Source organism: Nocardioides taihuensis (genome assembly GCF_042657275.1).
GTDB classification, from domain to species: domain Bacteria; phylum Actinomycetota; class Actinomycetes; order Propionibacteriales; family Nocardioidaceae; genus Nocardioides; species Nocardioides taihuensis.
Map to the genome: position 1 here is coordinate 199,750 of NZ_JBHSKD010000008.1, position 12,422 is coordinate 212,171.

The following is a 12,422-nucleotide window of genomic DNA, read 5'->3' on the forward strand; positions in this document are numbered from 1 at the left end:
GGAAGGGCGGGGCCATGTGGTACGTCATCGTCTTCTTCGCCGTGGCGATCCTGGCCGTGGTCGTGTGGTTCGTCATGCGGTCGCGACCCAGGCAGAAGGGGCCACGGCCGCCCGTCCCGCACGGCGTCCACAACGCATCGCGCACCCCCCACGGCAGCCCCGAGCGGCGCGAGCGGGCGCGCCGCCGCAACCAGTCCAAGCGCGACCGCCGCAAGCGCCACTGACGCGGGCGCTCAGACCAGGGCGGCCCGGCCGCGCTTGGCGAGCTGGTCGGCGATGATCAGGCGCTGCACCTCGCTGGCGCCCTCCCAGATCCGCTCCACCCGCATCTCGCGGAAGAGGCGCTCCGCGACGTTCTCGCGCATGTAGCCCCGGCCGCCGAAGACCTGCACGGCGCGGTCGGCGACCCGACCCGCCGTCTCGGAGGCGAAGAGCTTCACCATCGAGCAGCGCGCGTGCAGCACCTTGCGGTCGACGCCCTCGTCGATCGAGCGTGCGGTCTCGTAGAGCATCGACCGCGCCGCGAACAGCTCGGTCAGGCTGTCGGCCAGCATCGCCTGCACGAGCTGGCGGTCGAGCAGCCGCTCGCCCCCGACGACCCGGGCGCGCGCGAACGACGTCGTCTCCTCGACCAGCCGCTCGGTCGCGCCGAGGCAGCGGGCGGCGACCATCAGCCGCTCGAAGCGGAACCACTCGTAGACGAAGGACATGCCGTCCTCCTCGGTGCCGACGAGGTGGCTGGCCGGCACCCGTACGCCCTCGAAGGCGACGATCGGGTGCCCGTGCGCCAGCGTGTGCGTGTACGCCGGCGTGCGGACCACGCGTACGCCCGGGGTGTCCTTGTCGACGACGAACAGCGCCTGGCCGCCGGCGTGCGGCCCGCTGGTGAGGGCGGCCTGGAAGAAGACGTAGCTGGACTCGTGGAACGACGTGACGTGCCACTTGACCCCGTCGAGGACGTACTCGTCGCCCTCGCGGCGCGCGGTGGCGACGATGTCGGAGACGTCGGAGCCCGCGCCCTCCTCGGTGATCGCGTAGCACTCCTCCATATCGCCGCGCACCGTCGGCAGCAGCCACCGCTCGCGCTGGTAGTCGCTGGCGACGTCGGCCCACCACGCCGGCGGCGTCGCCATGCACCACGCGATGCCGTTGGTGACACGGCCGGCCTGCTCCTGCACCAGCACCTGCTGCAGGGAGGTGCAGCCGCGGCCGCCGACCGAGGTCGGCATGTTGGTGGCGAAGAGCCCGAGGGCGATGGCCCGGTCGTGGTGCGCCCGGACGACGTCGTCGGGGAGGCGGCCGCCGTTCTCCTCGGCCGTCTCCTCGTGCTCGATGAGCTCGTCGGCGAAGGCGCGTGCGCGGCGCTGGAGGTCGAGGTCGTCGGAGCTCAGGCCGTACACGGCACCACCTCTTCGTCGGGTCCGGCGTCGTTGACTGACTGTTCAGTCTATGGCACGCTCGCCGGTGTGACCAGCGCCCTTCCGCGCACCGCCGACGCCGTCGTCGTGGGCGGCGGCACCATCGGCGCCTGGTGCGCGTGGTTCCTCCGCGAGGCCGGGCTGACCGACGTCGTCCTGCTCGAGCGCGACACCCTCGGCGCCGGGGCCAGCCCGCGCGCGGCCGGGATGGTGCGCGCCCAGGGCGGCACCGAGGTCGCCGTCCGGCTCGGTCTGTTCACCCGCGACTTCTACGTCTCCCAGCCCGACCGGGTGCCGCTCGACTCGGGCTTCGTCGCGCAGGGCTACTCGATGCCGTGCTTCTCCGACGACCAGGTGGCGCAGGCCCACGAGCGGATCGCGATGCAGCAGGCGCTGGGCCTCGACGTGCGCTGGGTCGACCCCGACGAGCTCGACGAGCTCAACCCCGCGATGGCCACGGGCCAGACGCAGGGCGGCTCCTACGCCCCCGGCGACGGCTACATCGACCCGCCGCGCAACGTGCTCGCCTACACCGCGGCGCTGGTCGCGGCCGGCGTGCACGTCGTGGAGCGTACGGCGTTCACCGGCCTCCACCGCGACGGCGACCGGGTCCTCGGCGTGCGCACCACCGCCGGCGAGATCGCGACCGAGCGGGTGGTGCTCACGGGCGGGCCGACGCTCGCCGAGGTGGGGCGGGCCGCCGGCGTCACCATCCCCTCGGGCGGCACGCGGCACCAGGTCGTCGTGACCGAGCCGCACCCCGGCCTCGCGCCCGACCGGCTGCCGATGGTCTTCGACGTCGCCTCCGGCATCTACTGGCGCCCGGAGGCGGGCGGGCTGATGTGGGGGATGAGCAACCCCGACGAGCCCCCGGGCGAGGCCCGCGACTTCGACTGGGCCTACTACGACACCATGCGCCGCCGGATCGCGACGCTGGTGCCGGTGACCGCCGAGCTCGGCCTGCGCCGGACCTGGGCGGCCACCATCGACTACACCCCCGACCACCTGCCGATCCTCGGTCCGTTGCTCACCGACGACGGGCCGGTGCCCGGCGCCGTGGTCGCCGCGGCCGGTGGCCACGGGATGATGTGGGGCCCGGGCGTCTCCAGCGTCGCCGCCGACCTGGTCACCACCGGCACCACGGACCTCGTCGACGTGACCGACCTCGGGCTCGACCGCTTCGACGCCCGGGGCCGCAGCCGGCTCGCCCCCGACCCGATCGCGCTGCCGTTCCCCGAGTCGGCTACCTGACGACTCCAGCCGCGCTCGCCCACGCCTGTCCAGGTCGGTCCGTGTGCGAGCATCGGGGCATGGGTGACCGCCGCGGTGGGGACACGGGGACGACCCACCCGGTCGCATGCTGGTCCTCTGGGCGACGCCACCTGACGATGCGTCGGCGGTCGACCGCTTCCGGTCCGTCTACGCCGATCCCTAGCGCGTGAACGGCGAGCCCGTTGCCGTCGAGGCGATCGTCGAGCGGGTACGGCGCGTCCATGCCGCGCTCACGGACTTCCGGCAGGTGACCGTGGACCGGATCGACGACGGCACGAGAACCGCACTGCTCCTGTCGCAGAGCGGGGTGCACGTCGGCCCGCTGCCGACGCCGCTCGGGACGTTGGCGCCGACGGGCAGGCTGTTGACCCGGCGTCTCGTCGAGTTCATCACCCATGACCACCTGCGGCTCGTCGAGGTGACGGGCGTGGCCGATGACCTCGACCGGCTCGGGCGGGCGGGCGTCGTGACGCCCTTCGCGTGACGTGGCCCGGGTGAGGGCGGCTGCGCGCTGGCCGGTTCGCCCGCAGGCGGTGATGAACCCGCGACGGCGGTGGCTCTACCTGACGACCAGGCCGTCGACCGCGATCGCGCCGTCGGGGCCGACGACGAGCGGGTTGAGGTCGAGGCCGGTGAGGTGGTCGCCGAGCTCGAGGGCGAGCTGGGCGACGCCGACCACGGCGCGGGTGAGCGCGTCGCGGGCCAGGGGCGGGCCGCCGCGGTGGCCGTCGAGGAGCGCGGACAGCGGCAGCGACACGACCAGCGCACCCGCCTCGTCGTGGGAGACCGGTGGCAGCGCCACGGCCCGCTGGCGCAGCAGCTCGACGAGGGTGCCACCGGACGCGACGACCAGCAACGGCCCGACCAGCGGGTCCTGGTGCACGCCGAGCGCGACCTCGACGCCGGCCGGCACCTGCCGCTGCACCTCGACGACCTCGCCGAGGCGTGCGGCCAGGTCGGCGTACGCCGCGGCGACGGCGTCCTCGTCGCGGAGGTCGAGGCGCACGCCGTCGACGTCGACCTTGTGCAGCACCTCGGCGGCGCCGGTCTTGAGCACCACGGGGTAGCCGAGCTCCCCGGCCGCCGCCACCGCGCCGTCGACGTCGGTGACCACGCGCGAGGAGACCACGTCGACGCCGTAGTCGGCCGCGAGCGCGAGCGGGTCGACCGGCGCCCCGGACGCGAGCCGCCGGGCCCACCGGGCCTGCCGGTCCTCGTCGACCTGCGGGTCTGCCCGCACCGGCGGCGCGGCCTGGTCGAGCAGGTGGCCCAGGGCGCGCAGCCCGGAGCGCGTGCCCTCGAGCACCGGGATCCCGCGCGAGCGCAGGTCGGCGGCGAGCTCCTGGTCGATCGCGGCCGACAGGTTCGACAGCACCACGACCGGCTTGCCCGTGTGCCCGGCCAGCCGGTGCAGAGCGCGCGGGAACGCCTCGTCCCCGTCGTACTCCTCGACCAGGTCCACCGCGAGCGCGACCACGTCGACCTGCTCGTCGTCGGCCAGCGCCAGCAGGCAGCCGGTCAGGATCGACTCGGCGCCCGAGCCCGTGCCCCAGACGTCGAGCGGGTTGGTGGCGGCGAGGCCGGGCTCGAGCAGCCGCCCGAGCTTCTCGACCGTGGGGGTGGTGAGCGGCGCGAACGGCACGCCGAGCCGCTCGGCGACGTCGGCGACCAGGACCCGCTCGGCCCCGGAGTCGTGGACGGTCGCGATGCCACCGTGGCGCCCGCGCACCCGCCGCCCGACCGCGAAGAGCTCGAGGCTGTCGGTGAGCTCGCCGAGGTCGTCGACGCGGTGCACGCCGTACGCCGCGAACAGCGCCTCCCACGCGGCGTCCGACCCGGCGAGGGCGCCGGAGTGGGCGCCGACCAGGTCCTGGCCGCGCGTCGAGGTGCCGACGGTGAGGGCCACGACCGGCACGTCGTGGTCGGCGGCCGTGGCGAGCGCGGCCCGCATCCCTTCCGCGTCGCGCAGGGTCTCGAGCACCAGCCCCACGACGCGGGTCTCGGGCAGCGACAGCGCGTAGTCGACGTACCTCGAGGCCTCGGTGACCAGCTCCTGCCCCGACGACACGGCCAGGGAGTAGTCGAGCCGACGGTGGGTGCGCAGCATCGCCGAGAACACCGAGCCGGAGTGGGTGACCAGCGCGACCGGCCCGGGTGTCAGGGGGTCGCGCTCGAGGTAGCCGATCGCGCGCACGCCCGCGCCGGGGTGCACGAACCCCATGCAGCCGCCGCCGCAGATCGCGAGCCCGTCGGCGGCCTCGGCCAGCGCGTCGCGCACGCCGTTCGCCGGGCCGAAGACCACCGCGCCGCCGTCACCGCGCGCCGAGGCGGTGCGGACCTGGTCGACGAGCGCGTGGTCGGGGACGCCGAGCAGCACGAGGTCCACCGGCTCGGGCACTGCGGCGAGCGAGGGCAGGCAGGGCCGGTCGGCGACCGTCGGGCGGGTCGGGTTCACGAGGTGGACGCGCTCGTAGCCGGGGCTGCGCAGCGCCTCGGTCGTCAGCCGCCACCCGAACGAGTCGGGCCGGTCACTCGCGCCCACGACGGCGACCGACCGCGCCTCCAGCATCCGGCGCAGGCGTGCATCCACCATGGGTACCGTCCGTTCCGGGCGCCATCCTGACTGACTGTTCAGTCTAGGTGCGTGATAGTTTCCCCGACAAGCGTCCGGGGCCGTCCGGGCGTCTCGCGCGGAAGGTTGTGGTGTGGCCGGGAAGCAGCAGGCCGAGCAGGGGGAGGCCGTCGCCGACGTACGGCGTGACCAGATGCTCGCTGCTGCCGCGCAGCTGATCGCCGAGCGCGGCTTCTCCGACACCCGCATCGCCGACGTCGCGGCGCGGGTCGGCGCCAGCCCGGCGCTCGTCATCTACTACTTCGGCACCAAGGACAGCCTGCTCACCGAGGCCCTGCGGTTCTCCGAGCGGGCGTTCTACGTCAACGTCGAGGCGCTGCTCGCCGAGACCACCTCGCTGAGCGCGCGGCTCGACACCCTGGCCACGTGGGTCCTGCCCGACAAGGGCGAGGTGCCGGAGGACTGGGGGCTCTGGTTCGACCTCTGGGCGCAGGCCTTCCGCCACCCGGAGGTGAAGAAGGACCGCGCCGCGCTCGACGAGCAGTGGCGCGACCTGATCACCCGCGTGGTGCAGGCCGGCGTCGACGAGGGCGAGATCGCCACGGTCGACGTCGCCCACTTCGCCCAGGTCTGGGCCGCGCTGCTCGACGGGCTCGTCGTGCAGGTGGCCCTCGACGACCCGGTCGTCGACGGCGAGCGGGCGCGCAGGCTGGCGCTCGACGTCGCCCACCGCGAGCTCGGCCTGTAGTCGAGCCGTCACTTCGACGGGTCAGCGGGTGAGGCGCTCGGCGAGGTGGGCGAAGTTCGCGACGAAGCGGTCGACGTCCTCGTCGGTGTGCTGCACCGACATCAGCCACTGCTCGACCTTGCCCCACGGCGGCAGGAAGGCGCCGCGGTTGTGCTGCACCAGCCAGTGCGCGTGGCCGTAGCGGCCGTCGAGGGTGAGGAAGTCGCGGAAGTCGTGCACCTCGTCGGGCAGGAACGAGACGCAGCCCTTGGCCCCGGCCGTGATCACCCGCCACGGCAGCGCGTGCTCGTCGATGACGCCCTGCAGCCCGGTCTCCATGCGGGTGCGGAGGTGCTCGAGGTGGGTGTACGCCGCGGGCGTGAGCACCTCGGTGAGCATCGCGCGCGCCGCGGCCATCGCGAGCGGGTTGCCGTTGAAGGTGCCGACCTGCTCGTAGCCGCCGTCCGCGATCAGCGACATCACCTCGTCGGTGCCGCCGATGGCGGCGGTCGACACACCGCCGCCGATCGCCTTGGCCAGGCAGACGAGGTCGGGGGTGACGCCCTGGATGCCGGTGACGCCGGAGGGGCCGACGGTCATGCCGGTCTTCACCTCGTCGAAGGCGAGCAGCGCGCCGTGCCGGTGCAGCAGCTCCTTGAGCCCGGCGAGGTAGCCGGGGAGCGGGTGGATGATGCCGGCGTTCATCATCACCGGCTCGACGATCATCCCGGCGACCTCGCCGGGGTGCTCGTCGAGCACCTGCGCGACGACCTCGAGGTCGTTGAAGGGGACGACGGTGACGAGGTCGGTGATCTCGGTCGGGATGCCGCTGTTGTCGAGCACGTTGTGCGGGCGCTCGCGCGGGCCGATGTCGTCATCGGCCTCGGGCAGCACGGAGACCTCCACCGAGTCGTGGTGCCCGTGGTAGCCGCCCTCGACCTTGAGGATCCGCGAGCGGCCGGTGGCGGCGCGCATCAGGTGGACGGCGTCCATGGTGGCCTCGGTGCCGGAGTTGCCGAAGCGCCACAGCGGCAGCCCGAACCGCTCGGCGAGGTTGTCCGCGACCGCGATGGCGTCCTCGGTCGGCTGGGCGAAGTGGGTGCCGCGGCCGACCCGCTCGGTCACCGCGGCGACGATCGCGGGGTGCGCGTGCCCGGCCAGGGCCACGCCGTACCCGCCGTGGAAGTCGGAGTACTCGCAGCCGTCGACGTCCCAGATCCGCGAGCCGCGGCCGTGGCTGATCCACACCGGCTGCGGGTCGGCGATCTGCCAGTTGGACGTCGCGCCGCCGGCGAGGTGGGTGGCCCGGTCGCGGAAGGCCCGGCTGGTGGGCTGCCGCGCCACGAACGCCTCGGTCTCCTCGGCGATGACGGTGTCGAGCAGGTCGCTCAGCACGCCTGCGGTGGTGGTCATCAGGGCTCCTCGGACTCGCGGTCGCATGGCTGACTGACTGTTCAGTCTATTCACGGCGCGGAGGCGGTGACAAGGCCGCCCGGCCGGGGCTAGCATGCTTGAACAGCCGTTCAGTCGCACCCGAAAGGCGGCGCCATGCTGGCCACCGGAACCATCCCGCCCGCTCCGCTCGACCCGGCCCAGGTGGCCCTCGCGCTCGCGCCGCTCGGCCAGAGCCGGTGCCTGCCACGCTCGGCGTACCTCGACGACGCGGTGCTGGCGTGGGAGCGCGAGCACCTCTTCGGCGGCTGGATCTGCGTCGGTCGCTCGACCGACATCGCGACCGGCGGCATGGCCGCGGAGAACGTCGGCGAGTACGGCGTGCTCCTGACCCGCGACAAGGAGGGCGTGCTGCGCGGCTTCGAGAACGCCTGCCGGCACCGCGGCCACGAGCTGCTGCCGTGCGGCAGCTCGACCACGACCCGCGCGATCGTGTGCCCCTACCACGCCTGGAGCTACCGGCTCGACGGCAGCCTGATCGGCGCGCCCGGCCACCAGGACGTCGACCTCGACAAGGCGGCCCTCGGCCTCAAGCCGGTCGCCGTGCAGGAGTGGCACGGCTGGGTCTTCGTCGACCGCGCCGGCCGCGGGGGCCCCTTCACCGAGCACGTCGGCGACCTCGAGGCCATCGTCGCGGACTACGACGCCGACCAGCTGGTGACTCCCGAGGTGCACGAGTACGACGTCGCCGCGAACTGGAAGGTCGTGGTGGAGAACTACCAGGAGTGCTACCACTGCTCGATGATCCACCCGGAGCTGTGCCGGGTCAGCCCGCCCGACAGCGGCGAGAACATCGAGACCGACGGCGACTGGGTCGGCGGCTGGATGGACCTGCGCACCGGCGCCGAGACGATGTCGCTCGACGGCCGCAGCGGCGGCACCGCGATCAAGCGCCTCGACGAGCACGAGCGGCGCACGGTCATGTACGTCGCGGTCCTGCCCAACCTGCTCATCAGCCTGCACCCCGACTACGTGATGAGCCACCTGCTCACGCCGCTCACCCCCGACCTCACCCGGATCCGCTGCTCGTGGGCGTTCCCGCGCGAGACCGCGGCGGCCGAGGGCTTCGACCCGTCGTACGCCGTGGACTTCTGGGACCTCACCAACCGGCAGGACTGGGCGGCCTGCGAATCGGTGCAGCGCGGCATGAAGGCGCCCGGCTACGAGCCCGGCCCGCTGGCGCCCGACGAGGACGGCGTGCACCACTTCGTCTCCTACCTCGCCCGCGCCTACCAGGGCAGCGCCGCGACGACCGCCTAGACGCAGCCTGCCGGTCGCCTATGCTGTGTCCCGGATAACGGCACGCAGCATCCGGATATCGGACGGACAGGCAGATGGCGTACTACCGGCAGGTCGGCGAGGTCCCGCAGAAGCGGCACACCCAGTTCCGCGACGGGGACGGCAACCTCTACCGCGAGGAGCTGATGGGGGAGGAGGGCTTCTCCTCGGACTCCTCGTTGCTCTACCACCGGGGCGTGCCGTCGGCGGTGGTCGACAGCCAGGTCTGGGAGCTGCCCGACCAGGTGCGGGTGCCCAACCACCCGCTCAAGCCGCGCCACCTGCGGCTCGGGGAGCTCGCGACCGGGACTTGCGCGGTGCGTGACCGCCGGCAGGTGCTCGGCAACAACGACGTGCGGATCGGCTACGTCGTGACCGGCACCGAGGCCTCGCCGTACTACCGCAACGCGATCGGCGACGAGTGCGTGTTCGTGTGGAAGGGGTCGGGCACCGTGGAGACCGTCTTCGGCGTGGTGTCCTACCGGGCCGGCGACTACGTCGTGGTGCCGCGCGCCACCACGCACCGGTGGGTGCCGGCCGAGCCGTCGTGGCTCTACGCGATCGAGGCGAACAGCCACATCGCCCCGCCCAAGCGCTACCTCTCGCGCTACGGGCAGCTGCTCGAGCACGCGCCGTACTGCGAGCGCGACCTGCACGGCCCGACCCAGCCGCTGGTCGAGCAGGGCGAGGACGTCGAGGTGCTGGTCAAGCACCGCACCTCGGCCGGCGTGGTCGGGACCCGTCTGGTCTACGCCACCCACCCGCTGGACGTCGTGGGCTGGGACGGCTGCCTGTACCCCTACACGTTCAACATCGACGACTACATGCCGATCACCGGCAAGGTCCACCAGCCGCCGCCGGTGCACCAGGTCTTCGAGGGCTGGAACTTCGTGATCTGCAACTTCCTGCCCCGCAAGGTCGACTACCACGAGCTCGCGATCCCGGTGCCCTACTACCACTCCAACGTCGACAGTGACGAGGTCATGTTCTACGTCGGGGGCGACTACGAGGCGCGCAAGGGCTCGGGCATCGGGCTCGGCTCGGTCTCGCTGCACCCGGGCGGGCACGCGCACGGCCCCCAGCCCTCGGCGATCGAGGCCTCGCTGGGCGTGGACTACTTCGAGGAGTCCGCGGTGATGGTCGACACCTTCGCCCCCCTCGAGCTCGGCGAGGGCGGTCTCGCGGCCGAGGACCCGGCGTACCCCTGGAGCTGGGCGGGCCGCGGCCCCGACGGCGGCGACTCCCCGGCGGTGTTCTCCAACAGCTGAGGGCGGAATGCCGCTGTCGCCGAATGGGTAACCGGTAGTCATGCGACGACAGGCACGGCAGCAGAGGCTCGCCCGGGAGATCGACGAGACCGGCATCAAGGTCGACGACCCCAAGAAGTCGGCGGCGGGGCCGGAGGCCGTGGCCATCGCCCTGCACCGTGCGATGGGCGCCATGGGCCCCGTGCGGGCGGCGCGGTCGCTGCTCAAGCTCAACCAGACCGACGGCTTCGACTGCCAGGGCTGCGCCTGGCCCGACCCCGACCCGGCGCACCGGCACACCGCCGAGTTCTGCGAGAACGGCGCGAAGGCCGTCGCCGACGAGGCCGTGCGCGACCACCTCGACGCGTCGTTCATGGCGGCGCACCCGGTCGAGGAGCTCGCCCAGCACACCGACTACTGGCTCAACCGCCAGGGCCGGATCGTCGAGCCCCTCGTGCTGCGGGAGGGCGCCACCCACTACGAGCCGATCGGGTGGGACGACGCGTTCGCGATGGTCGCCGGGCACCTGCGGGCGATCGACCCCGACCAGGCGATCTTCTACACCTCCGGCAAGGTCTCCAACGAGGCGGCGTACCTCTACCAGCTGTTCGCCCGGGCCTACGGCACCAACAACCTGCCCGACTGCTCGAACATGTGCCACGAGTCGACGTCGGTGGCCCTGCAGGAGGTGATCGGCATCGGCAAGGGCTCGGTGACGCTCGACGACGTCCACGAGGCCGAGCTGATCATGATCATGGGCCAGAACCCCGGCACCAACCACCCGCGCATGCTCAGCGCGCTCGAGATCGCCAAGAAGAACGGCGCGAAGATCATCGCGGTCAACCCGCTCAAGGAGACCGGGCTGCTGCGGTTCCGCAACCCGCAGACGGCCCGCGGCGTCGTGGGCCCGGGCACCGGCCTCGCCGACCTCTACCTCCAGATCCGCACCCGCGGCGACCTCGCGCTGCTCCAGGCGATCGCGTCGCTGCTGCTGGAGTGGGGCTGCGTCGACCGCGACTTCGTGGAGAAGCACACCGTTGACTTCGAGCCGTGGGCGCGGGCGCTCGAGGTGCTCGACTGGGACCAGGTGCTCGCCTCGACAGGTCTGTCGCGTGACGAGATCGAGCAGGCGGCGCGGATGTTCGCCGACTCCAGCCGCTCGATCACGTGCTGGGCGATGGGCATCACCCAGCACCGCAACGCGGTCGCCACCGTCAAGGAGATCGTCAACCTCCACCTGCTGCAGGGGAACATCGGCAAGCCGGGTGCCGGCCTGTGCCCGGTGCGCGGCCACTCCAACGTGCAGGGCGACCGCACCATGGGCATCTGGGAGCGGGTGCCTGACCACTTCCTCGACACGCTGCGTGACGAGTTCGGGTTCGAGCCGCCGCGCGAGCACGGCCTCGACAGCGTCGCCTCGATCAAGGCGCTGCGCGACGGCGATGCCAAGGTCTTCGTCGGCATGGGCGGCAACTTCGTCTCCGCGGCGCCGGACACCTCGGTCACCGAGGAGGCCATGCGCTCGGCCGCGCTGACCGTGCACGTGTCGACCAAGCTCAACCGCTCGCACGTCGTGCACGGGCGCGAGGCGCTGATCCTGCCGGCGCTCGGCCGCAGCGAGAAGGACATGACCGGCGGCAAGGTGCAGAAGGTCTCGGTCGAGGACTCCATGTCGTCGGTGCACACCTCGCAAGGGCCGCTCAAGCCGGCCTCGCCCCACCTCCGCTCGGAGGTCGACATCATCTGCTCGATCGCCGAGGCCACGCTCGAGGACGGCGGCCACATCCCCTGGAGCGCCTTCCGCGACGACTACACGACCATCCGCCACTCGATCGCGCGCGTCGTGCACGGCTGCGCGGCGTACCACGAGAAGGCGAGCCAGCCCGGCGGCTTCGTGCTGCCCCACCCGCCGCGCGACTCCCGGGAGTTCCCGACCGAGCGCGACCGGGCGATCTTCTCGGTCAGCCCGATCGAGGTGCTGCAGGTGCCGCCCGGCCACCTGCTGCTGCAGACGATCCGCTCGCACGACCAGTTCAACACCACGATCTACGGCCTCTCCGACCGCTACCGCGGCATCGCCGACGGCCGGCGGGTGGTGCTGATCCACCCCGACGACATCGCGGCCCTCGGCTTCGAGGAGGGCGACCTCGTCGACGTCGTCAGCGAGTGGGAGGACGGCAGCCAGCGCGAGGTCCCGTCGTTCCGCCTCGTCGCGTACGACGTGCCCCGCGGCTGCTGCGCGTCCTACTACCCCGAGGCCAACCCGCTGGTGCCCCTCGAGCACACCGCCGAGGGCAGCAACCAGCCGGCGTACAAGTCGGTCCTGGTGCGCCTCGAGCCCGCGAGCACCGAGAACACGGGGGTCCGCCTCGCCAGCGACGTGGGCGTCCTCACTCCAGGCAGCCGCGGCGACGAGACCAAGCGCGCGCCCCAGCCCCACCACCTGTCCTGACGGG

The 12,422-nt window shown here is 72.8% G+C and carries 10 protein-coding genes; 7 read left to right on the forward strand and 3 right to left on the reverse strand.

Annotation, left to right across the window (positions count from 1 at the left end; genetic code table 11):
* Positions 1–14 precede the first annotated feature (14 nt).
* The gene (locus tag ACFPGP_RS08810) at positions 15–224 is read left to right on the forward strand and encodes a hypothetical protein (protein WP_378589318.1); all 210 of its coding nucleotides are present in this window, start codon (positions 15–17) and stop codon (positions 222–224) included.
* 9 nt (positions 225–233) lie between these two features.
* Here the strand turns inward: ACFPGP_RS08810 and ACFPGP_RS08815 are convergent, their stop codons facing one another.
* Positions 234–1,400: an acyl-CoA dehydrogenase family protein gene (locus tag ACFPGP_RS08815; RefSeq protein WP_378589320.1), complete on the reverse strand. Its 1,167-nt coding sequence runs from the start codon at positions 1,398–1,400 to the stop codon at positions 234–236.
* Between the two features lie 66 nt (positions 1,401–1,466).
* On the opposite strand from ACFPGP_RS08815, the gene ACFPGP_RS08820 reads away from it, so the two are divergent.
* Together ACFPGP_RS08820 and ACFPGP_RS08825 are read left to right on the forward strand one after the other, a co-directional pair.
* Positions 1,467–2,669: an NAD(P)/FAD-dependent oxidoreductase gene (locus tag ACFPGP_RS08820; RefSeq protein ID WP_378589321.1), complete on the forward strand. Its 1,203-nt coding sequence runs from the start codon at positions 1,467–1,469 to the stop codon at positions 2,667–2,669.
* Between the two features lie 187 nt (positions 2,670–2,856).
* The gene (locus ACFPGP_RS08825; RefSeq protein WP_378589323.1) at positions 2,857–3,174 is read left to right on the forward strand and encodes a hypothetical protein; all 318 of its coding nucleotides are present in this window, start codon (positions 2,857–2,859) and stop codon (positions 3,172–3,174) included.
* 75 nt (positions 3,175–3,249) lie between these two features.
* Here the strand turns inward: ACFPGP_RS08825 and ACFPGP_RS08830 are convergent, their stop codons facing one another.
* The gene (locus ACFPGP_RS08830) at positions 3,250–5,283 is read right to left on the reverse strand and encodes an acetate--CoA ligase family protein (protein WP_378589325.1); all 2,034 of its coding nucleotides are present in this window, start codon (positions 5,281–5,283) and stop codon (positions 3,250–3,252) included.
* A 112-nt stretch (positions 5,284–5,395) separates the two neighbouring features.
* Here ACFPGP_RS08830 and ACFPGP_RS08835 point away from each other — a divergent pair, with 112 nt between their 5' ends.
* Positions 5,396–6,010 (forward strand): TetR/AcrR family transcriptional regulator, encoded by a 615-nt coding sequence (locus ACFPGP_RS08835; RefSeq protein WP_378589327.1) that lies wholly within the window; start codon positions 5,396–5,398, stop codon positions 6,008–6,010.
* Between the two features lie 21 nt (positions 6,011–6,031).
* On the opposite strand, the gene ACFPGP_RS08840 is transcribed toward ACFPGP_RS08835, so the two are convergent.
* Complete coding sequence (locus tag ACFPGP_RS08840) at positions 6,032–7,402, reverse strand: aspartate aminotransferase family protein (RefSeq protein ID WP_378589329.1); 1,371 nt, start codon at positions 7,400–7,402, stop codon at positions 6,032–6,034.
* 135 nt (positions 7,403–7,537) lie between these two features.
* On the opposite strand from ACFPGP_RS08840, the gene ACFPGP_RS08845 reads away from it, so the two are divergent.
* From ACFPGP_RS08845 to ACFPGP_RS08855, 3 genes are all read left to right on the forward strand, one after another.
* Positions 7,538–8,701 (forward strand): aromatic ring-hydroxylating oxygenase subunit alpha, encoded by a 1,164-nt coding sequence (locus ACFPGP_RS08845; RefSeq protein WP_378589331.1) that lies wholly within the window; start codon positions 7,538–7,540, stop codon positions 8,699–8,701.
* A 74-nt stretch (positions 8,702–8,775) separates the two neighbouring features.
* Entirely contained in the window at positions 8,776–9,987 is a 1,212-nt protein-coding gene (locus tag ACFPGP_RS08850; protein WP_378589333.1) for a homogentisate 1,2-dioxygenase, read from the forward strand.
* Positions 9,988–10,027: 40 nt separating this feature from the next.
* Entirely contained in the window at positions 10,028–12,418 is a 2,391-nt protein-coding gene (locus tag ACFPGP_RS08855; RefSeq protein WP_378589334.1) for an FdhF/YdeP family oxidoreductase, read from the forward strand.
* Positions 12,419–12,422: the final 4 nt, after the last annotated feature.